This window comes from Streptomyces odontotermitis (assembly GCF_050510915.1).
Taxonomy (GTDB): domain Bacteria; phylum Actinomycetota; class Actinomycetes; order Streptomycetales; family Streptomycetaceae; genus Streptomyces.
Window position 1 is genome coordinate 67,336 of the sequence record NZ_JBNJLS010000029.1, and the last position, 26,847, is coordinate 94,182.

Below are 26,847 nucleotides of genomic sequence, written 5' to 3' on the forward strand. Positions count from 1 at the left end.
GCGCGCGTGTCCTCTTGCGCCGCAAGGGAGTTGGGCAGGGCGTCTGTCTTCCCCGCGCCTCGGAGGTGCTCCCGTGCGCCAGTTGTACGTTCCCGTCCGATGGGCCGCCACGGTGGTGGCCGTCGCGGCGACCGCGGGCTGCATGAGCGTCGGCGACGACGGGGGCCACGCCGAGCCCTCCCGGTCCGCCGGGCAGCGGAGCGGGGCGGCCGCTCCGGACGGCGGGAAGGCGGGGCCCGAGGGAGCGGGGGCCGGGACCGGGCACGGGGGCGGGCCCGCGAAGGCGCGTGCGGGCGCCGGTCACGACGCCTCCGCCGAACCCGATGACGCGGCCTCGGGGTCCGCGTCCCCGTCCGAGTCGGCCTCCGGCTCCGGCTCCGGCGCCGAGCGCCCGTCCGCCTCGCCCACCAAGAGCGGCGGCGGGAAGCCGGGGAAGCCCACCCCGACGAAGTCCTCCGCGCGCCCCACCCCGACCCCGACGCCTCCGAAGCCGACGCCCACCCCGGAGCCGACGCCGAGCACCGCCGAGCCGTCCTCGTCGGCGCACGAGGGGGGCACGCCGCTCGCCGCGAAGGAGCCGTCGCCGCAGGCGGGACCCGCGTAGGGGCAGGTCAGGGAGGGTTCGGGGGGTTCGGTTTGCCTTGGGGGGTGGGGAGTGCGTATGGTGGTAGATCGTTTGATCCCATTTGCCCGGCGCCGAAACAGAAGAGCGCCGCGTGGCGCGTACTCTCCCTTGCCGTGGCTGACCGCATAGAGGCGGTCCATTGCGAAATCACGGAGTTGACGGGCGCGTGCCGAGACTCCGGAAGGTTTCGCATTTCGCATGTCCATTTCCAGTTCTGACCACGCCGTCCTGCCCGAGAACGAGATCGTCGAGGCCGCCGAGGCCGTCGAGACCGACGCCGTAGAGGCCGCCTCCGAGATCGTCGAGGACGTCACCGAGGTCACCACCGACGCCGACGCCGAGTCCGTCGAGGCCGACGCCGACGCCGAGCCCGAGATCACCTTCGGTGACCTCGGCCTGCCCGACGGAGTCGTCCGCAAGCTCGCGCGCAACGGCGTGCACACCCCCTTCCCGATCCAGGCCGCGACCATCCCGGACGCCCTGGCCGGCAAGGACATCCTCGGCCGCGGCCGCACCGGCTCCGGCAAGACCCTCTCCTTCGGTCTGCCGACCCTGGCCCGCCTGGCCGGTGGCCACACCGACAAGAAGAAGCCCCGCGCGGTCATCCTGACCCCGACCCGCGAGCTGGCGATGCAGGTCGCCGACGCCCTCCAGCCCTACGGCGACGTCCTCGGCCTGAAGATGAAGGTCGTCTGCGGCGGTACGTCGATGGGCAACCAGATCTACGCCCTGGAGCGCGGCGTCGACATCCTCGTCGCCACCCCGGGCCGTCTGCGCGACATCATCAACCGCGGCGCCTGCTCCCTGGAGAACGTCGAGGTCGCCGTCCTCGACGAGGCCGACCAGATGTCCGACCTGGGCTTCCTGCCCGAGGTCACCGAGCTGCTCGACCAGGTCCCGGCCGGCGGCCAGCGCATGCTGTTCTCCGCCACGATGGAGAACGAGATCTCCACGCTGGTCAAGCGCTACCTGGACAACCCGGTGACGCACGAGGTCGACGCCGCCCAGGGCGCCGTCACGACCATGACGCACCACATCCTCATCGTGAAGCCCCGCGACAAGGCGCCCGTCACGGCCGCCATCGCCGCGCGCAAGGGCCGCACGATCATCTTCGTCCGCACCCAGCTGGGCGCCGACCGCATCGCCGAGCAGCTGCGCGAGTCCGGCGTGAAGGCCGACGCGCTGCACGGCGGCATGACGCAGGGCGCGCGCACCCGCACCCTCGCCGACTTCAAGGACGGCTACGTCAACGCGCTCGTCGCCACCGACGTCGCCGCCCGCGGCATCCACGTCGACGGCATCGACCTGGTCCTGAACGTGGACCCGGCCGGCGACCACAAGGACTACCTGCACCGCTCCGGCCGCACCGCTCGCGCGGGCCGCTCCGGCACGGTCGTGTCCCTGTCGCTGCCGCACCAGCGCCGCCAGATCTTCCGCCTGATGGAGGACGCGGGCGTCGACGCCTCGCGCCACATCATCAACGGCGGCGGCACCTTCGACCCGGAGGTCGCCGAGATCACCGGCGCCCGTTCGATGACCGAGGTGCAGGCCGACTCCGCGGGCAACGCCGCGACCCAGGCCGAGCGTGAGGTCAAGGACCTCACCAAGGAGCTGGAGCGCGCCACCCGTCGCGCCGCCGAGCTGCGCGAGGAGGCCGACCGCCTCACCGCGCGTGCCGCCCGCGAGCGCGGTGACGACCCGGAGACCGCGGTCGCCGAGGCCACCGCCGCCGCCGAGGCCGCCGTCGCGGCTCCGGCGCAGCCCGCCGCCGAGCAGGCCGAGCGCGCCGAGCGCCCGGTCCGCGAGGAGCGGTCCTCCTCGTACGAGCAGCGCCGTCCGCAGCGCGACGAGCGCGGCAACTACGAGCGCGACCGCCGCGGGGACGACCGCCGTGAGGGCGGCTTCCGCCGCGACGACCGTCGCGAGGGCGGCTTCCGTCGTGACGACAACCGTGGTGGCGGCTTCCGCCGCGACGACCGTCGCGACGACCGTCGTGACGACAACCGCGGTGGCTTCCGTCGTGACGACAACCGCGGTGGCAGTGGCTTCCGTCGCGACGACCGTCGTGACGACAACCGCGGTGGCTTCCGTCGTGACGACAACCGCGGTGGCAGTGGCTTCCGTCGCGACGACCGTCGTGACGACAACCGTGGCGGCTTCCGTCGTGACGACAACCGCGGTGGCAGTGGCTTCCGCCGTGACGACCGTCGCGAGGGCGGCTTCCGTCGTGACGACAACCGTGGTGGCGGCTTCCGCCGCGACGACCGTCCGTCCGGCGGCCACCGGGGCAGCGACCGCCCGTTCAACCGCGACCGCCGCGACGACCGCCCCTCCGGCGGCTACCGCTCGGGCGGCCACGACCGTCCGTCGTACAACCGCCGTGACGACCACCGTGGCTCCGGCTCCGGCACCGGTTCCTTCGGCGGCCGCCGCGACGACAAGCCGCGCTGGAAGCGCAACGGCTGACACACGGCCGCGCTGAACTGAACGAAGGGCCCGCACGACGTCTGTCGTGCGGGCCCTTCGGCGTGCGCTGAGCGTAGGCATTTTTTGGCCAGGCGCGGCGCATGTCGTGCCCCCGGTGAGGGAATCGCTGGGGGCATGACAAGTGACCCCAGCGAACGGAAGCAACCACCGCCCACCGCACCGGTCCCGACGGCCGACACGATCCCTGCGGCGCCCGGCTCCGACGAGGAACGCCTCGCGCAGCTCGGCTACACCCAGGTGCTGGCCCGCCGCATGTCCGCGTTCTCCAACTACGCGGTCTCCTTCACGATCATCTCGGTCCTGTCCGGCTGCCTCACCATGTACCTGTTCGGCATGAACACCGGCGGTCCCGCCCTGATCACCTGGGGGTGGGTCGGGGTCGGTCTGATGACGCTGTTCGTCGGGCTTGCCATGGCGGAGATCTGCTCGGCCTATCCGACGTCCGCCGGGCTGTACTTCTGGGCGCACCGGCTCGCGCCCCCGCGGTCGGCCGCGGCCTGGGCGTGGTTCACGGGGTGGTTCAACGTGCTCGGGCAGGTCGCCGTGACCGCGGGGATCGACTTCGGGGCGGCGTCCTTCCTGGGGGCCTATCTGAATCTGCAGTTCGACTTCGAGGTGACCGAGGGGCGGACGATGCTGCTCTTCGCCGCGATCCTCGTCCTGCACGGGCTGCTCAACACCTTCGGCGTGCGCATCGTCTCCCTGCTCAACAGCGTCAGCGTGTGGTGGCACGTGCTCGGGGTCGCCGTCATCGTCGGGGCGCTGGCCTTCGCGCCGGACTCGCACCAGTCGGCGTCGTTCGTCTTCACGCACTTCGTGAACAACACCGGGTGGGGCAGCGGCTTCTACGTGGCGCTGATCGGGCTGCTCATGGCGCAGTACACCTTCACCGGGTACGACGCCTCCGCGCACATGACCGAGGAGACGCACGATGCGTCCACCGCCGGCCCCCAGGGCATCGTCCGCTCCATCTGGACCTCGTGGATCGCGGGCTTCGTGCTGCTGCTCGGCTTCACCTTCGCCATCCAGTCGTACGCGGGTGCGCTCGGCTCGAAGACCGGGGCGCCGCCCGCGCAGATCCTCCTCGACGCGCTCGGCGCGAGCGCGGGCAAGCTGCTGCTCCTGGTCGTGATCGGGGCCCAGCTGTTCTGCGGGATGGCTTCGGTGACCGCCAACTCCCGCATGATCTACGCCTTCTCGCGGGACGGCGCGCTGCCCTACTCGCACATCTGGCACTCCGTGAACCCGCGCACCCGGACGCCCGTCGCGGCGGTCTGGCTCGCGGCCGGCGGGGCGCTGCTGCTCGGCCTGCCGTATCTGATCAACCTGACCGCGTACACCGCCGTGACCTCCATCGCCGTCATCGGCCTCTACATCGCGTACGTCATCCCGACGCTGCTGCGGCTGCGCAAGGGGGACGCCTTCGAGCGCGGGCCCTGGCACCTGGGGCGCTGGTCCCGGCCGGTCGGGATCGTCGCGGTCGTCTGGGTGGGCGTCATCACGGTGCTCTTCATGCTGCCGCAGGTCTCCCCGGTCACCTGGAAGACCTTCAACTACGCGCCCGTCGCGGTCCTGGCCGTCCTCGGCTTCGCCGCGATCTGGTGGTTCGCCTCCGCCCGGCACTGGTTCCTCAACCCCGACCACGAGCGCACGACGGCCCGCGAGGCCGCCCGCGCGAACGCGCTGGAGCCGCTCGACCCCTGAGAGCCGGATGACCTGCTCGCACACCCCCGGGCCCGATACCCGATCGGATGCCGGGCCCGGTCCGGCTATGCTCGGGGGTGCGTCGGCGAGGACCGTTAGCTCAATTGGCAGAGCAGTGGACTTTTAATCCATTGGTTGTGGGTTCGAGTCCCACACGGTCTACCGATACGAGGGCCCCGACCAGCTTCGGCTGGCCGGGGCCCTGTTCGTTCCCCGCGCCGGCCGCCTCGCCCCGCTCAAGGAGGTCCCCGTCATGGCTCCCTCTCCGCCCCGCATCGGCGTCGCCCTCGTCACCATGGGCACCCGCCCGCGCGAGCTGGCCGCGCTCCTCGACTCGATCGCCGCGCAGGACGTCCCTGCGGTGCGCACCGTCCTCGTCGGGAACGGGGCGCCGCCGCTGCCCGGGCCCCGACAGCCCGCGCTCCCCGGCGAGTTGACCGTCATCGAGCTCGACGAGAACCTCGGCTGCCCCGGTGGGCGCAACGTCGCCATCGAGCGGCTGCGGGAGTTCGGCGACGTGGACGTCGTCGTGGAGCTCGACGACGACGGGCTGCTCGTGGACCGGGATGTGTTCCGGAAGGTGGGGGAGCTGTTCGCGGGGGACGGGCGGCTGGGGGTTGTCGGGTTCCGGGTGGCCGATGAGACGGGGGAGACGCAGCGGCGGCATGTGCCGAGGCTGCGGGCAGGGGATCCGATGCGGCGGGGGCTCGTCACCGCGTTCCTCGGGGGCGGGCACGCCTTCTCGATGCGGATGCTGGGGGAGATCGGTGACTGGCCGGGGGAGTTCTTCTTCGGGCACGAGGAGACCGATCTGGCCTGGCGGGCCATCGACGGGGGGTGGAAGGTGCTCTACGCGCCCGAACTGCTGCTTCAGCACCCCAGGACCTCGCCCGCCCGGCACGCCGTCTACTACCGGAACACCGCCCGCAACCGCGTCTGGCTGGTGCGCAGGCGGCTGCCCGCCGTGCTCGTGCCCGTTCACCTCGGGGTCTGGGTGCTGCTGACGCTCGTACGGGCCCGGTCGGTGGCCGGGCTGCGTGCCTGGGGCGGTGGCTTCACCGAAGGCGTACGGGCGCCCTGCGGGGAGCGGCGGCCCATGCGGTGGCGGACGGTGTGGCGGCTCACACGGCTCGGGCGGCCGCCCGTCATCTGACGCCGCCGGATTGCGGAGGGTGCCCGTCCGGGTGGTCCCGCCGTGCGGGGGGCCCGTGTGCGGGGGAGGCTGGGACGGCCGAACCGGAGGTGCACATGGCAGGCGTACGCGGGGCCCAGCGCGGGCGGGCTCGTGTGGGGGCCCTGGTGGTTGTGGGGTTGCTGGTTGCCGTGGGGGCTGTGGGGTGTGGGGGGTCGTCCTCCGGTGGCACCGCGACGCGCACCGCCGCCGCACGGCCCGCCGGAGAGCCCTTCGCACACCCCGGCGTCCTCGTCAGCAAGACCCAGCTCGACCGGGTCAAGGAGCGGGTCAAGGCCCATGAACAGCCCTGGTACGACGCCTATCGGCAGATGAGCAGCAGCAAGTACGCCGCCGCCGACTATCGGGCCCAGCCCTACGCCGTCGTCGAGTGCCCGCCCGACACCCGCCCCGGCCAGGGGTGCGTGGAGGAGCGCGAGGACGCCATCGCCGCGTACACGCAGGCCCTGCTCTACGACATCACCGGCGAGCGGGCGCATGCCCGTAAGGCCGTCGAGATCATGGACGCCTGGTCGAAGGTCGTGACGAAGCACACCGAGGCCAACGCCGGGCTGCAGACCGCCTGGGCCGCCTCCTCGTGGGCGCGGGCCGCCGAAGCCGTGCGGTACACGTACGACGGGTGGAGCGACGGGGACCTGCTGCGGTTCGAGCGGATGCTGCGCAACGCCTATCTGCCCCAAGTGCGCGACGGATCCGCCGACTTCAACGGGAACTGGGATCTCGTGATGGCCGACGCGACCATGAGCATGGCCGTCTTCCTGAACGACCACGCGACCTTCGACAAGGCCGTGCATCATTTCCGGACCCGGGTTCCTGCCTACTTCTATATGAAGTCGGACGGGAAGCTGCCCGTCTCGCCCGAGGGCAGCGGCATCGACACGGCGGCCGAACTGCAGAAGTACTGGTTCGGGCAGAAGACCTTCGAGGACGGGCTCTCCCAGGAGACCTGCCGCAACTTCAAGCACGCCAGCTACTCCCTCGCCGCCGCCTCGCACATGGCCGAGACCGCCCACCACCAGGGCGTCGACCTGTGGGGCGAGGCCAAGGACCGGCTGCGGGCCGCGTTCGAGTTCCACTCCACGTACCAGCTGGGCGCCGAGGCCCCGAAGTGGCTGTGCGGGGGCAAGGTGCAGCGCGACATGGGGCCCGACACGGAGGTGGGGCTCAACCATCTGCGCGGGCGCCTGAAGCTGGACATGCCGCAGACCGAGAAGTACACGGAGCAGCGGCGGCCCGAGGGCACCGACGATCTCTTCGTGGCCTGGGAGACGCTCACGCACGCGGAGAGCGCCTGAACGCCCAAGTGGTTCGACGCACCCCTCCGGATGGCGTAGTGTTGTCTTCACCGACGCGGGGTGGAGCAGCTCGGTAGCTCGCTGGGCTCATAACCCAGAGGTCGCAGGTTCAAATCCTGTCCCCGCTACTGAAGGCCGAAGGCCCGGAACCAACTGGTTCCGGGCCTTCGGTGTTTTTCAGTCTCCTTTTGGCCGACTCCGGCGTCCTTACGGGCTGTTGATCTCCCTACGTAGTTTCATGGTCACCATGAGTCGTGGGTGGTGTCACGGGCGCCGGGGAGCGCTGAGGCGGGGTTCCGCTCTCGTGCTGCTCCTCGCCTGGTGCACGCTGCTCGTCGGCGTCTGCCACAGCCACGGGGGACAGGGGCAGGACGCGGTCCGGGTGCCGGGCGTCGCCGCCGCCCCGCACGGCGCGCAGCACGACTGTCCGGCGCCGGGCCACGGCGAGCACGCCGACCCCGTGGAGTACGCCGCGGGACCTTCCCTCGACCGGCAGCTGCCCGAGAGCGGCGGCGCCCAGGTCAACGGCCGGGCGGTGCCCGAGAGTCGGCGCCTGACGTGTGCGCCGGTGCGGGCCGGGCCGCGGGCCGCCGGACAGCAGCTCCTCATCGCCCTCGGAGTGGACCGGAACTGAGCGGGACCGGGCGGGCCTTGCCCGTCCCGTCTCCGCTTCCGTATCCGCGTACCCGAAGGACAGACGCAGATGATCAGCAAGCTTCAGCCCGCGGCGGCCGCCGTGGGGAACACGCCCGTGCTCTGGATCGACGAACCCGCCCCCGCCGACGACCGCGGCGGCCGGGGCTTCTGGGCCAAGCTGGAGGGCTTCAACTTCGGCGGCATCAAGGACCGTGCCGCCCTCCACATGGTCGAACGGGCGCGGGCGCGCGGCCAGTTGCGGCCCGGCGCGCCCATCGTCGAGTCGACGTCCGGCACCCTCGGGCTCGGGCTCGCGCTCGCCGGGGTGCACTACGGGCACCCGGTGCACGTCGTCACCGACCCCGGCCTCGAACCCATCGTGGAGCGCATGCTGCTCGCGCACGGCGCCCAGGTGCACGTGGTGCGCGAGCCGAGCAGGGAGGGCGGCTGGCAGCAGGCCCGGGTCGACCGGGTCGCGGAGCTGCTCGCCGCGCCCTCGATGGGCGGCGCCGCCTGGTGCCCGGACCAGTACCACAACCCCGACAACCCGGCCGCGTACGGCGAGCTGGCCGCCGAACTCGCCGGGCAGCTCGGCCAGTTCGATGTGCTGGTGTGCGCGGTGGGGACCGGCGGGCACTCGGCGGGGATCGCGCGGGCGCTGCGCGGGACCGCGATGCCGGGGCTCGAACTGGTGGGGGTGGACAGCGTCGCCTCGACCATCTTCGGACTCGCCGCCGGGCCGCGCCTGATGCGGGGGCTCGGCTCCTCCATCCACCCGGGCAACGTCGACCACGGAGCCTTCGACGAGGTGCACTGGGTCGGCCCCGCGGAGGCGGTGCGGTGCGCGCGGCGGCTCGCGGAACGGCAGTTCGCCACGGGCGGGTGGAGCGTGGGGGCGGTGGCGCTCGTCGCGGGATGGCTGGCCCGGACGCGGCCGCGTGGCACCCGTATCGCGGCGGTCTTCCCGGACGGGCCGCAGCGCTACTTCGACTCCGTCTTCAGCGATGAATTCTGCGTGCGGGAAGGGCTGTTGGGGAGTGGCGCCGTGCCCGACGCACCGGAGGAGGTGGCCGGGCCCGGGGAGTGGGTGACGGGGTGGTCGCGGTGGCGGACGGGGAGGTCCGGGGAGGTCACGGGTTCTGCTGTGTCTGCCGTGTCTGCCGTGTCTGCTGAGGCCGGTGCCGGTGCCGGTGCCGGTGCCGGTGTTGGTGTTGGCTCTGGCTCGGCTGCGGGTGCTGCGGGTGCTGCGGGTGCTGCGGGTGCTGCGGGTGCTGCGGGTGGTGCCCGGTGATGGCCGTCTGGCGGCGGGCGCGGGCCTTCGAGCCCGCCGTGCAGCTGCTGTTCGTCAACCAGTTCACGATCAACCTCGGCTTCTACATGCTGATGCCGTACCTCGCCGCCCACCTCTCGGGCCAACTCGGGCTCGCCGCCTGGGCGGTGGGGCTCGTGCTCGGGGTGCGGAACCTCTCGCAGCAGGGGATGTTCCTGGTCGGCGGGGCGCTCGCCGACCGGCTCGGGTTCAAGCCGATGATCGTCGCCGGGTGCGCGCTGCGCACGGTCGGCTTCGGGGCGCTCGCGTTCGCGGACACGCTGCCCGTGCTGATCGCCGCGTCGGTGGCGACCGGGCTCGCGGGGGCGCTGTTCAATCCGGCGGTACGGGCGTACGTGGCCGCCGAGGCCGGGTCGCAGGAGAACCGGGTGGAGGCGTTCGCGCTGTTCAACGTCTTCTACCAGACGGGGATCCTGCTCGGGCCGCTCGTCGGGCTCGCCCTCACCGGGGTCGACTTCCGGCTCACCTGCGCGGTGTCGGCGGTCCTCTTCGCGGTGCTCTCGGTGGTGCAGGTGCTGCGGCTGCCGGTGCGCGGCCGGGACGTCGGAGGGGACGTCGGAGGGGACGTCGGAGGGGACAAGGGCGAGGGGCGCGGGCAGTGGGGCGTCGTGCTCGGCAACCGGTCCTTCTGGCTCTTCGCGCTCGCCATGACCGGCTCGTACGTCCTGTCCTTCCAGGTCTATCTCGCCCTGCCGCTCTCCGTGGAGCGGCTCCTCGGCGACACCGCCGGGGCCACCGTCGCGACCAGTGCGCTCTTCGTGGTCTCCGGACTCGTCGCGCTCGTCGGGCAGTTGAGGATCACCGACTGGTGCAAGCGGACCTGGACCCGGGAGCAGTGCCTCGTCGCGGGGCTCGGCCTGATGGGCGCCGCCTTCGTGCCGCCCGCGCTCGGGGGGAGCGGGTACGTGGGGGTCGCGGGGCTGCTGCTGTGTGCGGCGGGGCTCGCCGCGGCGACCGCGGTGCTCTACCCGTTCGAGATGGACACCATCGTCTCGCTCGCCGGGGACCGGTGGGTGGCCACCCACTACGGCCTCTACAACACGGTGTGCGGGATCGGCATCACGCTGGGGAACCTCGGCATGGGCGCGCTCCTGGACGCGGGGCGTGAGCTGCCCGCCTTGCCGTGGTTGACCCTGGCCGGGGTCGGCGGTGCTTGCACCGTGGCGCTGCGGGGGCTCGCCCGGTCGGGGCGGCTGGCTCCGGTGGTGACGACGGTGGCGTAGCCGGGTGAGCCGGGGAGGTGGGGTGGCCGCGTGGCGACGGGGGCGCCCCACCCTCCGTAAGCCCAAGAGCCCCCCAGCCCCCGCAGCCCGGCCCGTAACCCGGTCGGACCACATCAGGTCGCCCCCCGCCCCCGCTGCGGGAAGCCTTGGACGAGGCGCGGACATGGGCAGGCCATCGGGCGTGGCCGCGGACCTGGCAGGAGACGAGCGGTGGGGCAGCGAGGAGGCGGCAGCGGCGCAGGCAGGGGAGGCGGACGTGGCGGCAGACGTGGCGGCATGGGTGGCACGGGCGCCGGCGGTGGCCGTGGTGGCACGGGCGCCAGTGGTGGCCGTGGTGGCAGGGGCGACGCGTGTGACGGGGGGCGGGGGACCGGGGACGACGGGGCCCTCACCCGGGTCCAGGCATTCGTACGGGCCCTGCCCCTCTGCTTCCTCGCCTTCGGTGTCGTCTTCGACCTCTCGACGCCGCCCCGCTTCACCGCAGCCCCGCTCTTCGCGGCCGCCCCGCTGATCGCCGCCCCCTTCTACTCGCTGCTCGGCACCGCCCTCATCTGCGCGGGCTCCCTCGCCGCCGTCGTCTCGCTGCACCTCAAGAACAACACCACCACCGACGTCGAGGCCGTCACCGAGCTGCTCACCGTGGCGACCGTCGCGGTGCTCGCCCTCGTCATCAACCGCGTCGTCCGGCGCAGCGACGCCCAGCTCGCCTCCGCCCGCTCCATCGCGGAGGCCACCCAGCGCGCCGTCCTGCCGCTGCCGGACGCCCGGATCGGCGGGCTCGACATCGCCGCCCGCTACGAGGCCGCGCAGGCCGACGCCTTCATCGGGGGCGATCTGTACGCGGTGCAGGACACCCCGCAGGGCGTGCGGCTCATCGTGGGGGACGTGCGCGGCAAGGGGATGGGCGCGGTGGCCGCCGTCGCCGTCGTCATCGGGGCCTTCCGGGAGGCCGCCGAGCAGGAGAGCACCCTGGAGGCGGTGGCGCAGCGCCTGGAGCGGGCCCTCGCCCGGGAGGGCACGCGGCGCGACGGGCTCGACGCCTTCGAGGGGTTCACCACCGCCGTGCTCGCGGAGATCCCGCGCGGCCGGGACGTCGTACGGGTCATCAACCGGGGGCACCCGGAGCCGCTGGTGCTCCGGGGGGACGGGCGGATGTGTGTGCTCTCGCCGTCGGAGCCCGCGCTGCCGCTCGGCATGGGCGAGTTGGGGAGCTGGCCGGACCGGGCGGACGAGACGGAGTTCGCGCCCGACTCGACGCTGCTGCTCTACACGGACGGCCTGTCGGAGGCGCGGGACGCGAACGGGGAGTTCTACGACCCGGCGGCCCGGCTCGGCGGCCGGATCTTCGCCGGCCCCGAGGGCCCGCACACGCTCCTCGCGACGCTCGCCGAGGAGGTGCGGGAGCACACGGGGGGCGGGGCGACGGACGACATGGCGCTGCTCGCGGTGCGCAGGCCGACGGCCGAGGAGGGCTCCGCCCCGGCCGAGGACGGCTCCGCCACGGCCGAGGAGGGCCCCGCCGCTGCTGACGGAGGGGGCTCTGTCACCCCCCGTGACTGAACGGCGCCCCTCCGCTCAACAACTGACAGAACGTCAGTGGAATGTGAAGGTCCGGTGGGCAAAATCCTGCGGTCAACTCGCCCTGGTCCGGACCCCGGTGTCCCAATAAGTACGGGCCAAAGGCGTTAATGATCAGTGGGAACAGCTTGGAATCACGCACGGGTGTCTATTAACGTTCGATAACGCAGCGCGGTCGTCCCAGCCGGCACACGAGTCGGCTCCGTGCGCACACGCCTAATCCCGCAAGGGAGCCGGGGAACCACCAACTTGGGGTGAATCGGGCATCTGTGCCTCCGTGCCAGATGTTCGTAGGAGACCTTCCTGCTCCGAACCCGTCAGCTAACCCGGTAGGCGAGAAGGAAGGAAAGGAGTGCGCCCCAGTGGCGTCCAACCGGCCTGCCCCCCAAGCCGTGTACGTGCCGAATGACGACGACTTCGGCGGGTACGACGAGGAATCCTGGGAGGAGTGGAATCCGACCGAGGACTCCGTCCGCCCCGTCCGCGGCAGGCACCGTGTGCACAAGAAGGGCGGCGGGTTCGCCCGCAGCTCCACGGTCCTCGGCGTCGGCGTCATAGCCGCTGTCGGCGCGGGCGGCATCGCCACCGCGCAGGACGGCAAGTCGCCGGTCGCGATATCGATGCCCGACATACCGGGCGTGGACGCGGTCAAGGACTCGCTGCCGGAGGCCAAGTCCCTTCCCGGCGTGGGCTCTTTGATATCCGACTCGGACTCGTCCGAGCCCTCCGGCCCCGCGGCCGCCCCGCTCACCGGCGCCGGTGTCACCACTCAGGACGCCGAGCAGGGCACCACCGACGCGGGCGAGGCACTGCGCGCCCGCATCATGCAGCAGGCCGAGAACCAGCAGGACCAGGTCGACGACAAGGCCCAGGCGGCGGCCGAGGCGGCCGCCGTGAAGAAGGCCAACGAAGAGGCCAAGGCCACACAGGACGCCGCCGAGGCGAAGGTCGCCGCCGCGAAGAAGAAGGCGGCCGAAGAGGCCAGGCGCAAGGCCGAGGAGGCCAAGCGCAAGGCGGAGGCCGAGCGCCTCGCCAAGCTCGCGAAGAGCTACACGCTCCCCGTCGCCTCGTACACCGTCACCGGCACCTTCGGGCAGCCCGGCTCCATGTGGTCCTCCGGCTACCACACGGGCCTCGACTTCGCCGCCCCCACGGGCACCCCGATCAAGGCCATCCACTCCGGCACCATCAAGGAAGCGGGCTGGGCCGGGGCGTACGGCTACCGCACGGTCCTGGAGCTGGACGACGGCACCGAGCTGTGGTTCTGCCACCAGTCCTCGCTCAACGTCAGCGCCGGGCAGAAGGTCCGCACCGGTGACGTCATCGGCCGCGTCGGCGCCACCGGCAACGTGACCGGGCCGCACCTGCACCTGGAGGTCCACCCGGGCGGCCAGTCCACCGGTGTCGACCCCGCCGCCTGGCTCCGTGACAAGGGCCTCACTCCCTGACACCGCGGCGGCATGCGGCATGCGGTGAGCGGCATGCGGTGAGCGGTGTGCGGTGGGCAGCGAGCGGTCATCCGTGAGCGGTACTCACTCCTGATCCCCGGCGGTCCTGGCGGCAACCCCCCGACGTCAGGGCTGCCGGTCCGGCACGCCCGCGAACGGCCGAGAAGAGTGTACGGAGCATGGAATTCCCTGATCCGTAAGGGCGTTGACGGAGCATGACTTCTCTTCGCACGCTCGGCTCTTCCGGCCTCGAGGTCTTCCCTCTCTCCCTCGGCGGCAACGTCTTCGGCTGGACTGCCGATGAGGCGCAGTCCTTCGCGGTGCTCGACGCCTACACCGCCGCGGGCGGCAACTTCATCGACACCGCCGACGCCTACTCGGCGTGGGTGGAGGGCAACAAGGGCGGCGAGTCCGAGACCGTCATCGGCAACTGGCTGCGGGCGCGCGGCAGGCGCGACGACGTCGTGATCGCCACCAAGGTCTCCCGCCACCCCGAGTACCTGGGCCTGCGCGCCGACACCATCAAGGCCGCCGCCGACGCCTCCCTGCGCCGCCTGGGCACCGACTACATCGACCTGTACTACACGCACTACGACGACCCGGACGTCCCGGTCGAGGAGATCATCGGCACGCTCGACGAGCTGGTGACGGCGGGCAAGGTCCGCGAGATCGCCGCGTCGAACATCTCCCCCGAGCGGCTCCAGGAGTTCCTGGACTTCTCCGACCGCGAGGGCCTCGCCCGGTACGTGGCGCTGCAGCCGCACTACAACCTCGTCTCCCGCGACACCTACGAGGGCCCGCTCCAGGAGGTCGCGTCCCGCGCCGGCCTGGCCGCCGTCCCCTACTGGGCGCTCGCCTCCGGCTTCCTCACCGGCAAGTACCGCCCCGGCACGACGGTGGAGAGCCAGCGGGCCGCGGGCGCGGGCAAGCACGTCGGTACCGAGCGCGGCACGAAGGTGCTCGCCGCCCTCGACGAGATCGCCCTGGACCGCGGCGCCGAGGTCGCGACGGTCGCCCTCGCCTGGCTCGCCGCCCGGCCCACCGTGGCGGCGCCCATCGCCTCGGCGCGCACGGTGGAGCAGCTGCCCGCGCTGCTCGCGGTGGCGGACCTGGAGCTGACGGAGGCTGAGGTCGCGCGGCTCACGGAGGCAAGCGCCTGAGCGAGGCCCTTCAGCCGCCCCGGTAGGGGTTGTGGGCCGGGTCGTTGTACGAGGGGTGGGGCGCCGTCGGCTGCCCGTACGGGTATCCGTACGGGGGGCCGCCCTGCGCGGGGAACCCGTACGGTGCGCCGTGCACCGGCATCCCGTACGGCGCGCCCTGCACCGGCAGCCCGTGCGGCGGCGGCACCCGGACCGGCGCCGTGGCCTGTGCCGCGTACGCGAGGGCGGGGCGGGCCACCTCGCGGCGCTCCCAGAGCGCGTGCAGCAACTCCCGCTCCCGTACGACGAAGTCGGCGCCCGCCCGGCCGCGGCGGCCCCGGTGGCGCAGGAACGCGAGGGACGTCGCGTGCGCCTCGTACTGCGCGACCGTGCGGGCCGCCTGCTTGCCGAAGGTGTGGGCCGCGTAGTCGCGGGCGATGGCGCGGGCCCGCATCGAGCCGAGCGCGTACGGCTCCGGCGGGGTGAGCCAGCCCGTGACGACGTAGGCGGGCAGCTCGGCCCGGACCGTGCGCAGCTCGCGCTGGCGGGTCCAGATGATCAGCCAGGTGAGCAGCCCGAACGCGGGCACCATGAAGAGGCCGTAGACGGTGATGAAGCCGTAGTCGCCGTAGGTCGCCGAGCCGTTCCACAGCGCGTGCATGCCCATGGCCAGGAGCAGGCCGCCGACCGGGATCAGCGCGCGGCGCACGTGGTGGCGCTCCGCGCAGAGCGCGGCGACGCCGAAGCCGATGCCGGACAGAACGGTGAACAGGGGGTGCGCGAAGGGCGACATGACGACGCGCACGAAGAACGTCGCCGCCGTGACGGAGGTGGCGAGGCCGCCGTCGGCGCCGCTGAGCTGGTCGGTGCCGAAGGCGTTGCCGAGGTAGAGGATGTTCTCGGTGAACGCGAAGCCGGTGGCGGTGACCCCGGCGATGACCACGCCGTCGACGATGCCGGTGAAGTCGCGTCTGCGGAACAGGAAGATCAACAGGACCGCGGCGGCCTTGGCGCTCTCCTCGACGATGGGCGCTATGACCGTGGCGCCGAGGGTGTCGGCGCTGGTGGGGTCCGCGGTCGCGGTGGCTATCCAGCGGGTCGCGAAGCTGTTCGCGACGATGGCTATGAGCGCCGCCGCGCAGGCGCCCCAGGAGAACGAGAACAGCAGGTTCTGCCAGGGCCCCGGCTCCACCCGGTCCAGCCAGCGGAACGCCGCGACGAGCAGCGGCACCGGCAGCGTCGCGAGGCCGAGCCCCACCAGGAAGCCCTCGGTGCCGGTCTGTTGCCGCACCAGCGCGAGGATCACCAGGCCGGACAGGGCGAGCAGCGTCACCAGGGCGCCGGCCCGGACGGCCCGCCGCTGCCACCAGTGCGGGCGGGGCGTGCGCAGGCCGGGGTGCCCGGTGCCGTCGGGGGACGGAGCCGGGGGCGCGGGATGTGTCTCCGCGGGGTGCGTCCCGTACGCGTCGTACGCGTGCTGCGCGCCGTACGCCTCGTACGGAGAATCGGTGGCCACGGCGTCGACCCTAACGAGGGTGGGGGGCGGGGCGCGACGGTGCCTCGGGCCCTCGGCCGGGGCGCGGACCGCCGGGGCGGGTGCGGTGGCGTCGCAGGCCATCGGCCCGGACGTGGTCCGAGGGGGCGCGGGGCCCCGTGAACGGGGCGTGGCCCGCGGGGCCGCGAGGCCCCGTAAAATTGCCCGCACTGTGTCTGATTCCCAGCCTTCTCCCCAGCCCCCCGCCGAGTCCCCCCGCCCGCGGGGCGGCGAGCCGCGCTTCCCCGACGGCCCGTCCCCGGACCCCGCGGGCTCGCACTTCGAGCGCCGCATCCGCAGCTTCCAGCCGCGCCGCAGCCGGGTCACCACCAGCCAGGGTGAGGCGCTGCGGAAGTACTGGTCGGTGTGGGGGCTCGACATCGACGGCAAGCGCGTCCTCGACCTGGACGAGCTGTTCGGCGGGCGGGGGCTGCCCGTCGTCCTGGAGATCGGCTTCGGGATGGGGGAGGCGACCGCGCAGATGGCCGCCGACGACCCCGGCACCGGGATCCTCGCCGTGGACGTGCACACCCCGGGGATGGGCAACCTGCTGGGGCTCGCGGGGCGGAACGGTCTGGAGAACGTCCGCGTCGCCAACGGGGACGCGATCATCCTGCTCCGCGAGATGCTCGCCCCGGAGAGCCTGGACGGGCTCCGCGTCTACTTCCCGGACCCCTGGCCCAAGGCGCGGCACCACAAGCGGCGGCTCATCCAGCCCGAGTTCCTCTCCCTCGTCGCGCCCCGCCTCAAGCCGGGCGCCCTGGTGCACTGCGCGACCGACTGGGAGCCGTACGCCGAGCAGATGCTCGAAGTCCTCGGCGCGCACCCCGACTTCGAGAACACGCGGGAGGACGGCGGCTACGCGCCCCGGCCCGACTTCCGGCCGCTCACCCGCTTCGAGGGGCAGGGCCTCGACAAGGGGCATGTGGTGCACGACCTCCTCTTCCGTCGCAGGTCCGGTGGAACGTCCGGCACATCCGGCGGGGCCTAGAGCGCCAGCGCCGCGAGCGCCCGGCGGGCCACCTCGCGGCCGATGGGCAGCGATGCCGTGGCCGCCGGGGACGGGGCGTTGAGCACGTGCACCGCGTGCGGGCCCTCCTTGATGAGGAAGTCGTCGACCAGCGTGCCGTCCCGCAGCACCGCCTGGGCGCGCACGCCCGCCGTCGCCGGCACCAGGTCGTCCGCCTTCACCGAGGGCAGCAGTCTGCGCACCGCCGTCGTGAACGCCGACTTCGACGCGGAGCGGTGCAGCTCGCCCGCGCCGTAGCGCCAGTGCTTGCGGGCGAGCTGCCAGGAGCCGGGCCAGCCGAGGGTGCCGGCGAGCTCGCGGGGGTGGATCACCGACCAGTCGTAGCCCTCTCTGGCGAGTGCCGGGACCGCGTTCGGTCCCACGTGGACGCCGCCGTGGATGCCGCGGGTGAGGTGCACCCCGAGGAAGGGGAAGGCCGGGTCGGGCACCGGATAGACGAGGCCGCGCACCAGCTCGGGGCGGGCCAGGTCGAAGTACTCGCCCCGGAAGGGGACGATCCGCATGCCCGGCTCGTCCCCGGTGAGGCGGGCCACGCGGTCGCAGTGGAGGCCCGCGCAGTTGACGAGGACGCGGCCGCGGACGATCGCCCCGTCGGCCGTGCGCACCGCGACGCCGCGGCCCTGGCGGCGGTCGATGCGGACCACCTCGGAGCCGTAGCGCACCTCGGCGCCGGATGCCTGGGCCAGGTGCTCGGCGACCGTGCCGTAGTCCACGATGCCCGTCGTGCCGACGTGGATGGCGGCGAGGCCGCGCACCGACGGCTCGTACTCCGCGATCTGGGCGGGGCCGAGCTCGCGCACCGGGATCCCGTTCTCCCTGCCGCGCTGGACGAGGGCGTGGAGGCGGGGGAGCTCCTCGCGCTCGGTGGCGACGATCAGCTTTCCGGTGACCTCGTGCGCGATCCCGTACTCCGCGCAGAACTTGACCATCTCGGCGGCGCCCCGGACCGCGAACCGCGCCTTGAGGGAGCCCGGGGTGTAGTAGATCCCGCTGTGGATGACGCCGCTGTTGCGCCCCGTCTGGTGGCGGGCCGGGCCCGGCTCCTTCTCCAGCACCGTGACGCGTGTGCCCGGCGCGGAGCGGGTCATGGCATAGGCCGTCGACAGACCGACGATGCCGCCGCCGATCACCAGCACATCGCAGTCGTACGCGAACTCGGTCACCCGGCCTCACCTCCCACCACGAAACCTCCCACCACGAACAGCTGCCACCACGAATAGTGCACTGCGCCACTGACAACGCCGCCAAACCCGGTGCGGGCGCGGACGCGGACCGGCCGCCGGTTCGCCGGCGGCCGTTCACCCCCGGGCCACCCGGGGGTCTACGCCGGAGCCATCAGCAGCGGCCTGGCCCGCTCCCGCAGCTCCGCGACGCGGGGCTCGTCCCCGTACGGCTCCAGGCGGTGCAGCAGGTCCTTCACGTACTCCGTGGTCCGCGCGGACGAGATGCGGCCCGCGACCTCCACGGCCCGCACGCCCTGCGCGCACGCCGCGTCCAGGTTCCCGGACTCCAGCTCGGCGACCGCGGACACCACGAGCCTCAATCCGTGGGATCGCACGAACTCCTCCGTCGGCCGGGAGAGCGCCTGCTCGGTGAAGCGGCGGACCTGCCGGGGCGCCTTCAGGTCGCGGTAGCACTCGGCGGCGTCCGCGGCGAAGCGGTCGTAGCCGTAGAAGCCGAGCCACGACGGGTCGTTGTCCCCGTCCCGGGCGCGCTCCAACCAGCCCTCGGCGGCCTTCAGGGCGGCGCCCGCGGCGTGCGCGTCACTGGCGCGCGCGTGCGCGCGTGCCTCGACGAGACGGAAGAAGCTCATGGTGCGGGCGGTGGCCAGGCCCCTGTTGCGCTCCAGGGCGGCCTGCGCGAGGTCCACGCCCTCGTCGCCGAAGCCCCGGTAGGTCGCCTGGAGGGACATGGAGGCGAGGACATAGCCCCCGAGGGGCACGTCCGCCGCCGCGCGCGCGAGCCGCAGCGCCTGGATGTAGTAGCGCTGCGCGGCCTCCTGCTGGCCCGTGTCGAACGCCATCCACCCGGCCAGGCGCGTCAGTTCGGCGCTCGCCCCGAAGAGGGCGCGGCCCACCTCGTCCGAGTACGAGCCGAGCAGCAGGGGTGCCGCCTCGACCCGCAGGCACTCGGGGACCATCGACGAACGCCAGTCCCCGCCGCCGTACTTGGAGTCCCAGCGGCGCGCGTCCTCGGCGGCCTCGCGCAGCTTCAGGACGTCGCTGTGGCCCACCTTCATGGGGGCGCCGCTGTCCTCCGCGGGCGCGGCGTCCCGGGAGGCGTCCCGGGCGACCGAGCTGTCGGCCGGGGTTATCAGCCAGCGGGAGGCGGGCGTCGCGTACGCGCTGACGGCGAAGGAGCCCGCGAGGGACTGCCAGATGCCGCCGCTGCCCGCGCGCCGCCCGGCGAGGTCGAGGCGGTACAGCTCGGTGGCGGACTTCACCGCCGCTCCCACGTCGCGCGGGAAGGCGAGGCCCACTTCGGGGGCGGGGTCCGCGTCCGCCAGGCCGATCTCGTGGAGCGGCACCGGGCGGCCGAGTTTCTGCCCGATGGCGGCCGCGATCAGGTGCGGCGCGGCGCCCTGGGGCACCATGCCCTTGGACACCCACCGGGCGACCGAGGTCTTGTCGTAGCGAAGCGTCAACCCGCGTTGAGCGCCAAGGTCGTTGACCCTGCGCGCGAGTCCCGCGTTGCTGATTCCCGCGAGGGCGAGAACGGTGCCGAGCTTTTCGTTCGGCCCGCGTTGCTCCCTGGACATGCGCCACCCCTCGACACAGACGGCTGCCGGGCAGTGGCTCGACCGCGCGGCATTCGTGCTGCGTTCCCCCGGGGACAGCGTCACCTCGGCCACCCACCCGCCGTGGGGCAGCGCCCCGGAATACCGGCCTCCCGCAAGAGCACTTGGCCGAGCCCCGAGGTATATGCCTCCGCGAAAACATCAGCACACACAGCGTAGTTCGCCGCATCCCAAGCGTTAAGAGGCGCAGTTCCGTATGGCGAGATTGTTGTCCGTACGGAAGTACGGCGGCGCGGTGGTGTGCTCCGGTGCGTGTGGCCGTGCGCCCGTCCGTGCGCTCTTCTCCGGCCACAGGGGGAGCGCTTCCATGGGCGGTGCGTGGGTCGGCCCGCTGCGCTGGAGTCAGTGGGCTGGGGGACACCGCCGCCTCCATCCCCGCGGGCGGCGGACCGGTCCGGGAGGCGAACATCGCCTCCCGGGCTGTGCGTTGGACGAGGCCGCCCACGGGCGGTTCCGCGCTGCGTGCCGACCCGGCCGATTTGGCCGAAACACGACCCCTCTCCGAGCGGTGAAAAGCGCGCGCAACGGTATGCGCCCGCAAGGAGAGGGCCATGACCGCGTCCTGCGGCCCGGTCCCGTACGAGGATCAACCATGGCGTGTACGGGGCTCATGCGGGGCTCGCGCGGGGCTCAACTGCGGCTCTTCCGGGGCGCATTCAGGGGAGTGCGGCCAGCTCCGTAGCCCCTCCTGCACGCCGCCTTCGTGGCAGCATGGTGCCCACGTTCTTCGGTGCACTGGTTGTCCTGAGGTTTGTCCACAGCCTGTGGAGGCGGCGATGCGGTGGTTGGTGGGGTGGAGCAGTGCCACCGCAAGGAGTCCGCTGCCCGGAGCGGCCGGGACCACGGGTGACGACGGCGAGACCGTCCATCCCGTCGGCTCCCAACTCCTGTGGGGCGACCCGGATCCGCTGTGGGCCGTCGGCGACTGGCGCTCCGACGAGGTGCGGGTGGTCAAGGCCGACGCCGAGACCCGGATAGCGGTCCTCGGCATCTGCGGCGCCTCCGACGAGGAGCTCAGAGTGGCCCTCTTCGCCGCGCGCGGGGGAGCCCTGCGCCACCTCACCGCCTGGTCCGGCAGCTACACGGCGGTGGTCCAGGTCGGCCGCCGCGTCATGATCGCGGGCGATCTCGCGGGCGCACGGCCCGTGTTCTACACCCCCTGGGCACAGGGCACGGCCTACGCGACGGCCGCGCTGCCCCTTGCCGACCTCATCGAGGCCCACCTCGACATCGGCCACCTCGCGGCGCTGCTCGCCGCCCCCGACGTCCCCGAGGCGCTCCAGGACTCCACGCCCTACCAGGGCGTCCGCCGCGTCCCGCCCGGCCACGCGCTCATCCTCCGCACGGGCGCCCGCGAGATCGCCGGCTACGAGCCCGTGGCCTCGCTCGCCGTCGCGGCCCCCGCGGGCGACGCGAACAGCGCCGTGGACGGCGTACGGGACGCCCTCGTCGAGGCCGTACGGGCCCGGCTCGGCGCACCGCGCCACGTACCCGGCACGGACATAGACCCGGGCCCCGTCCCCGGCATGGGCCCCGCCGAACGGCGCGCGGCCCGGGGCATGCCGGTGCCCGGCATCGGAGCGGACCTCTCCGGAGGACCCGCCTCGGGAACCCTCGCCCTCCTTGCGGCCGGTCTCCCCGGCATGCCCGGCACGGTCCTGGGCCACGGAACGGGCGCGGGCGAACGCCTCCTTGCGGTCACCTTCAACGACCTGGCGGTCAACGGCCGCGAGGCCGAACTGGAGCGGGCGGGCGCCATCGCCTCCAACCCCCGTCTGCACCACGTAGTAGTGGCGGCGGGCGAAGAGGCCCTCCCCTACGCGGACTTGGACGGCCCCCTCACCGACGAACCCAGCTCCACCCTCATCGCCGCCCAGCGCCACCGCGCCCGCCTCGCCTCGGGCAGCGCCGACCACTTCACCGGCTACGGCGCCCGCCAGGTCCTCGACGCCCACCCCGCGCGCCTGGCCGACCTCCTCATGGACCGGCGCCGACGTCATCTGGTGCGCCCCATGGTGGCGTTGGCGAAGAGCGCGGACGCCAGCTCCGTCATGGTCCCCGCGCGCGTGTACGGCGCCGCGCGACGCCTCTCCAAGACCCCGCACCGCTCGGGCGTCGAGTCCCTCGCCGACCGTCTCCTGCACCGCCACTTCGACGAGCCGGGCGGCACCGTCGGCGCCTCCCTCGCCGCCCTGGCCTGGGCCCGCCCCGGCCCCGCCGCGCGCTGGCTGACCGGTGAGGCGCTCGCTGAAGTATCGGTTCGCCTCCAGGAGACGACGACCCGCCCAGGACCCGGACCCGGCCAGCGCCCCGGCGAGTTCCGCGCCCGCGCGGCCCTGGCCCGCCACGCCGCCGACCTCCGCGTCCTGGAGCAGGCCGCCGAGGTCCGCTTCCAGCGCCTGCACGCCCCGTTCCTGGACAACCAGGTCGTACGGGCCTGCCGCGCCCTTCCCGAGCCCCTGCGCGTCCAGCCCGGGGCCCGCGCCGCGATCCTCCGCACCGTCCTGGAGGGCGCGGGCGTGGCCGAGCTGCCCCCCGGCTGGGGCGCCCCCTCCCACGCCTCCTCGGCGGCGGCGGCCCGTACCGGACTCCGCGTCGCCGCGGACGACTTGATCGCCCTCTTCGACACACCGCTGCTCGCGCAGGCGGGCCTGGTCGAGGCCCGCGTCGTCCGCAAGGCCCTGCGGGCGGCGGCGGAGGGTGAGTCGCTGCCCCTGGACGGGCTGGCCGACCTGGTCTCCACGGAGCTGTGGCTGCGGCGGCTGCTGTCGCGGCGGGGCACGTGCTGGACGGGGACGCCGGCGCGGCAGCGGGCGGTACCGACGGGGACTGTCGTCCCCGAGAGGGGGGCTTTGGGGGCGGGGCGTTAGGGCGGGTGCGGGTGCCCCTGCCGGGAGCTTTTCCCCAACCCCGCCCCTTCCCGATACGGCGACTCCGTCGCCCCTGGCGCACCCACCCGGGGGCTGCGCCCCCAGACCCCCCATCGGCCTGAACGGCCTCGTCCTCAAACGCCGGACGGGCTGAAAGGCACCTCCACCGGCCTGCAGACGAGCCACCGGCGGGAGGGGTGGGGACGCGGCGGTATGTCCGCCCGCAGTACAGCACCCCACCCACTCCAGTACTCATGTACCCGTCGGGCGCCCGAGGCGTTTCGAGGACGGACATACCGCCGCGTCCCCACCCCGCCCCACCCGCGAACCCGCACCCATGAACCCGCACCCGCGAGCCGAACGGGCGAGAATGACCCGGTGCGGTACGGAATCCTGGGCGCCACAGAGGCGTACGACGACAACGGCAAGCCCCTCCCCGTGGGCGGCCCCCGCCTGCGCACCCTCCTAGCGGCCCTGGCCCTCCGCCCCAACCGAACGGTCACCGTCGACACCCTCATCGACGAGGTATGGGGCACCACGGCCACAGAAACCACCACCCCGACCACCCCCGCCGCCCCCACCGACGCCCCCGCCGCCCTCCAGGCCCTCGTGGGCCGCCTGCGCCGCGCCCTCGGCAAGTCCGCCGTCGCCTCGGAGAACGGCGGCTACCGCCTCACCACCACCCCCGACGACATCGACCTCTTCCGCTTCGAGCGCCTCACCCGCGAAGGCACCACCGCCCTCGAGCACAACGACCCGGAGACCGCCGCCCGCACCCTCCGCGCCGCCCTCGCCCTCTGGCGCGGCCCCGCCCTCGCAGACCTCCCCGACCGCTCCGCCGCCACCCGCCCCGAGGCCCGCCGACTCGAAGCCACGCGCGCGCGTATCGAGGCCGACCTCCTCCTGGGGCAAGCCATGGACGTCGTACCGGAGTTGAGGGAGCTCACCGCGGCACACCCGTACGACGAACCCCTGCACGCCCTCCTCCTCCGTGCCCTGCGCGCCGCGGGCCGCAACGCCGACGCGCTCGCCGCCTACGAAGACGCCCGCCGCATCCTCGCCGACGGCCTGGGCACGGACCCGGGCCACGAACTGCGCGCACTGCACACGGAGTTGCTGACAGCGACCCCCACCCCCACCCCCAGCCCCAAGCAGCCCTCCAGCCCCCCGAGCCCCTCTCACTCCGACCACCCCAACCGACCCGGCCACCCCAGCCACCCCGATCACCCCAGCCACCCCACCGGCCCCACCCGCCCCGACCCCCAAGGCAACCTCCGCACCCGCCTCACCTCCTTCGTGGGCCGGGAACCCGAACTGGCCTCCATCCGTTCGGACATGAGACAGGCCCGCCTGGTCACCCTCACCGGCCCCGGCGGCTCCGGAAAGACCCGCCTCTCCGAGGAAGTCGCCGCCAGCCACCCCCACGCCTGGCTGGTCGAGCTAGCCCCGCTCGACCACCCCGAGGCGGTCCCCGGCGCCGTCGTCAGCGCGCTCGGCCTGCGCGAGACGGTGCTTGCGACCAACGAGATGACCGCCCCGCACGACGACCCGGTCGCCCTGCTCATCGAGTACTGCGCCCAGCGCAGCCCCTTCCTGATCCTCGACAACTGCGAGCACGTCATCGGCGCCGCCGCCGAGCTCGCCGAGACCCTCCTGACGCACTGCCCGGACCTCACGATCCTCGCCACCAGCCGTGAACCCCTCGGCGTGCCGGGGGAGTCGGTGCGCCCGGTGGAGCCGCTGCCGCCGGACTCCGCGTACCGCCTGTTCACGGAGCGGGCCCGGGCGGTACGGCCCGGATTCGACCCCGACGGCGACTCCGAAGCCGTCGCGGAGATCTGCCGCCGCCTGGACGGCCTGCCGCTCGCCATCGAGCTGGCCGCGGCCCGTCTGCGGATGCTCACGCCCCGCCAGATCGCCGACCGCCTCGACAACCGCTTCCGCCTCCTGACCAGCGGAGCCCGCACCGTCCTGCCCCGCCAGCAGACCCTCAGGGCGGTCGTCGACTGGTCCTGGGACCTCCTGGACGAGGCCGAGCGGACGGTTCTGCGCGAGGTCTCCGTCTTCGCGGGCGGCTGGGACCTCGGCGCCGCCGAGGCCGTCTGCGCGGGCGCCGCGGAGTTCGGCCCCGTCGCCGACCTCATCGGCGCCCTGGTCGACAAGTCCCTGCTCCTCGCGGCACCGGTGGGACGCGGCGGCGACGGGGGCGAGGGCGGCATGCGCTACCGGATGCTGGAGACCATCCACGAGTACGCGCGCGAGCGCGCCGCCGAGACCCCGGACGTGCTCGCGGCCGCCGTCCGCCACCACGGCGCCTGGGTGCGCGCCCTCGTAGAGGAGGCCGACCCCCTGCTGCGCTCGGCGGAGCAACTCCCGTGGATCGCCCGCCTGGAGACGGAGCTGGACAACATCCGCGCCGCCCTCAGACGCGCCATCGAGGCCGCCGACGAGGAACAGGCGTTTGCCCTGGCCCTCGCCACGTCCTGGTTCTGGTGGCTGCGCAACTACCGCAGGGAGAGCGCGGACTGGGTGAGCCGCATCCTGAACATCGGCCACCCGAAGAGCCCGAACAAACTGAATGAACCGAACAAACCGAGTATCCCGAACAAACCGAGTATCCCGAACAAGCCAAATAACCTGAACAATCCGAATAACCCAAACAAGCCAAATGAACCGAATGCCCCGACCCTGAACGGCGACGCACCCGCAACCCTCCCCATCGCCACCGCCCGCACCACCTTCCACACCGCCCCCAAGGACCCGGACGACCCCCTGTACTGGCCGTCGATGACCCTGCGGCTGCTGCACCTCTTCGTCGTCATCGAGTCGCGCTCCGCGGCCCATGAGCTGAGCGACGAGGAGAACCTCCGCTACGTCAACGAGGTGCGTGCCGCCTTCGAGCACGGCGGCCCGGCCGCGGCCCGCTTCCCCGGCCTGGTCTGGCCGTTCCTGCTCTTCTTCAGCGGTGAGTCGGCGGAGACCGCGCGCGCCTCGGCGGACCTGGTGATCGCCAACTGCCGGCGCTACGGCGGTGACTGGGAGCTCGCCATCACCCTCATGTTCCGGGCCCACATGGCCGTCGACATGCCCGGCCACCTCAAGGGCGTCGACGGCTACCTCGCGGAACTGCGCACGCTCAGCCGCCGCGTGGGCGACCGCTGGCTGCGCGCCCAGGTGTGCAGCGCGGCGGGCGAGGCAGCGATGGCCCGCAGCTTGAACGAGGAGGCCCGCGAGGAGTACGAGGAGGCGCTGCGCCTCGCCTACGAAGTGGGGGCCTACGGGGAGACCCCCTTCCTGCTCGCCCGGCTCGCTGAGATCGCCTACCGCGCGGGTGACGTGGAGGTGACGGCGAAGGTCCTGGAGGAGGCGGGCGCCGAGGCCGACCGGTACGGGGTGGCGGACTCGCGCGCCTTCGTCAGCCTGCTGAGCGCCCTGCTCGCCCTGGAGGAGAACGACACGGCCCGGGCCCGCACCCTGCTGGTCGCGGCCCGCGCGGAGACCGAACGCGGCACGCCGCCACCGCAGTTCGACGCGGCCGGGTGCGCCATCGAGGCCCGCATCACCGCCGCCGAGACGGGCCCGCGCAGCGCGCTGCCCGTCATCGCCGAAGGGCTGCGCGCCGCCGTGGAGGCCCAGTGCGCCGAGGTCGTCCTGGCCTCCCTCGTGGACTGCGTCGCACACCTCCTCGGCTGCTGCGGCGAACACCCGCGCGCGGCACGCCTGTTGGCGGCGGGCGCGCGCCTGCGGGACGGCCACCCGCGTCCCATGCCGGAGCGGGCCGAGGCCGAGCGGGTGGAGGCCGAGGCGCTGGCCGCGCTCGGCCCCGAGCGGTACGAGGCGGAGTGCACCAAGGGCTCCGCCCTCACGGTGGAGGACGCGATCGCGGAGCTGGCCGAGTCGATGACCGACTGACCTGAAGCCGACGGACCTGAAGCTGACGGATCCGAAGCCGACCGACC

At 73.2% G+C, this 26,847-nt stretch carries 17 protein-coding genes, 2 tRNA genes and 1 riboswitch; of the genes, 16 read left to right on the top strand and 3 right to left on the bottom strand.

What is annotated here, in order from left to right:
- The first annotated feature begins 73 nt into the window (after positions 1 to 73).
- The 13 genes from ACQB60_RS42510 to ACQB60_RS42570 all read left to right on the top strand — a co-directional run bounded on the left by ACQB60_RS42510 (position 74) and on the right by ACQB60_RS42570 (position 14,678).
- Positions 74 to 604 carry a hypothetical protein gene (locus tag ACQB60_RS42510; RefSeq protein ID WP_496931450.1) on the top strand — a complete coding sequence of 177 codons (531 nt, stop codon included), beginning with the start codon at positions 74 to 76 and terminating at the stop codon, positions 602 to 604.
- Positions 605 to 823: 219 nt separating this feature from the next.
- A complete protein-coding gene (locus ACQB60_RS42515; RefSeq protein ID WP_496931451.1) occupies positions 824 to 3,091 on the top strand; it encodes a DEAD/DEAH box helicase in 2,268 nt (755 codons plus the stop codon).
- A 135-nt stretch (positions 3,092 to 3,226) separates the two neighbouring features.
- Positions 3,227 to 4,816: an amino acid permease gene (locus ACQB60_RS42520; RefSeq protein WP_496931452.1), complete on the top strand. Its 1,590-nt coding sequence runs from the start codon at positions 3,227 to 3,229 to the stop codon at positions 4,814 to 4,816.
- 89 nt (positions 4,817 to 4,905) lie between these two features.
- Positions 4,906 to 4,978, top strand: a tRNA-Lys gene (locus tag ACQB60_RS42525).
- A gap of 91 nt (positions 4,979 to 5,069) precedes the next feature.
- Positions 5,070 to 5,969, top strand: coding sequence for a glycosyltransferase family 2 protein (locus ACQB60_RS42530; RefSeq protein WP_496931453.1), 900 nt, complete (start codon positions 5,070 to 5,072; stop codon positions 5,967 to 5,969).
- Positions 5,970 to 6,064: 95 nt separating this feature from the next.
- Positions 6,065 to 7,303, top strand: a complete 1,239-nt coding sequence (locus ACQB60_RS42535) for an alginate lyase family protein (protein WP_496931454.1) — start codon at positions 6,065 to 6,067, stop codon at positions 7,301 to 7,303.
- Between the two features lie 54 nt (positions 7,304 to 7,357).
- Positions 7,358 to 7,431, top strand: a tRNA-Met gene (locus tag ACQB60_RS42540).
- Between the two features lie 176 nt (positions 7,432 to 7,607).
- Positions 7,608 to 7,937, top strand: a complete 330-nt coding sequence (locus ACQB60_RS42545) for a hypothetical protein (protein WP_496931455.1) — start codon at positions 7,608 to 7,610, stop codon at positions 7,935 to 7,937.
- Between the two features lie 69 nt (positions 7,938 to 8,006).
- Positions 8,007 to 9,230, top strand: a complete 1,224-nt coding sequence (locus tag ACQB60_RS42550) for a PLP-dependent cysteine synthase family protein (protein ID WP_496931456.1) — start codon at positions 8,007 to 8,009, stop codon at positions 9,228 to 9,230.
- Positions 9,227 to 10,492, top strand: coding sequence for an MFS transporter (locus tag ACQB60_RS42555; protein WP_496931457.1), 1,266 nt, complete (start codon positions 9,227 to 9,229; stop codon positions 10,490 to 10,492). Before ACQB60_RS42550 ends, ACQB60_RS42555 begins: the two co-directional genes overlap by 4 nt.
- A 276-nt stretch (positions 10,493 to 10,768) precedes the next feature.
- Positions 10,769 to 12,052: a PP2C family protein-serine/threonine phosphatase gene (locus ACQB60_RS42560; RefSeq protein ID WP_496931458.1), complete on the top strand. Its 1,284-nt coding sequence runs from the start codon at positions 10,769 to 10,771 to the stop codon at positions 12,050 to 12,052.
- Positions 12,053 to 12,273: 221 nt separating this feature from the next.
- A riboswitch (cyclic di-AMP (ydaO/yuaA leader) is annotated at positions 12,274 to 12,421 on the top strand.
- Positions 12,422 to 12,432: 11 nt separating this feature from the next.
- On the top strand, positions 12,433 to 13,518 hold the full coding sequence (locus ACQB60_RS42565) for a M23 family metallopeptidase (protein WP_496931459.1): 1,086 nt from the start codon (positions 12,433 to 12,435) through the stop codon (positions 13,516 to 13,518).
- Between the two features lie 215 nt (positions 13,519 to 13,733).
- On the top strand, positions 13,734 to 14,678 hold the full coding sequence (locus tag ACQB60_RS42570) for an aldo/keto reductase (RefSeq protein WP_496931460.1): 945 nt from the start codon (positions 13,734 to 13,736) through the stop codon (positions 14,676 to 14,678).
- A gap of 10 nt (positions 14,679 to 14,688) precedes the next feature.
- Here ACQB60_RS42570 and ACQB60_RS42575 read toward each other — a convergent pair whose 3' ends face one another.
- Entirely contained in the window at positions 14,689 to 16,047 is a 1,359-nt protein-coding gene (locus ACQB60_RS42575; RefSeq protein ID WP_496931474.1) for a PrsW family intramembrane metalloprotease, read from the bottom strand.
- Positions 16,048 to 16,363: 316 nt separating this feature from the next.
- On the opposite strand from ACQB60_RS42575, the gene trmB reads away from it, so the two are divergent.
- Positions 16,364 to 17,182 carry a tRNA (guanosine(46)-N7)-methyltransferase TrmB gene (gene trmB, locus ACQB60_RS42580; RefSeq protein WP_496931461.1) on the top strand — a complete coding sequence of 273 codons (819 nt, stop codon included), beginning with the start codon at positions 16,364 to 16,366 and terminating at the stop codon, positions 17,180 to 17,182.
- Here the strand turns inward: trmB and lhgO are convergent.
- A complete protein-coding gene (gene lhgO / locus ACQB60_RS42585) occupies positions 17,179 to 18,384 on the bottom strand; it encodes an L-2-hydroxyglutarate oxidase (protein WP_496931462.1) in 1,206 nt (401 codons plus the stop codon). The genes trmB and lhgO overlap by 4 nt on opposite strands.
- A 158-nt stretch (positions 18,385 to 18,542) precedes the next feature.
- Entirely contained in the window at positions 18,543 to 19,979 is a 1,437-nt protein-coding gene (locus tag ACQB60_RS42590) for an NsdA family TPR-like regulatory protein (RefSeq protein WP_496931463.1), read from the bottom strand.
- 815 nt (positions 19,980 to 20,794) lie between these two features.
- Here ACQB60_RS42590 and ACQB60_RS42595 point away from each other — a divergent pair.
- The gene (locus tag ACQB60_RS42595; RefSeq protein WP_496931464.1) at positions 20,795 to 22,888 is read left to right on the top strand and encodes an asparagine synthase-related protein; all 2,094 of its coding nucleotides are present in this window, start codon (positions 20,795 to 20,797) and stop codon (positions 22,886 to 22,888) included.
- 378 nt (positions 22,889 to 23,266) lie between these two features.
- Positions 23,267 to 26,800 (top strand): AfsR/SARP family transcriptional regulator, encoded by a 3,534-nt coding sequence (locus ACQB60_RS42600; protein ID WP_496931465.1) that lies wholly within the window; start codon positions 23,267 to 23,269, stop codon positions 26,798 to 26,800.
- Positions 26,801 to 26,847: the final 47 nt, after the last annotated feature.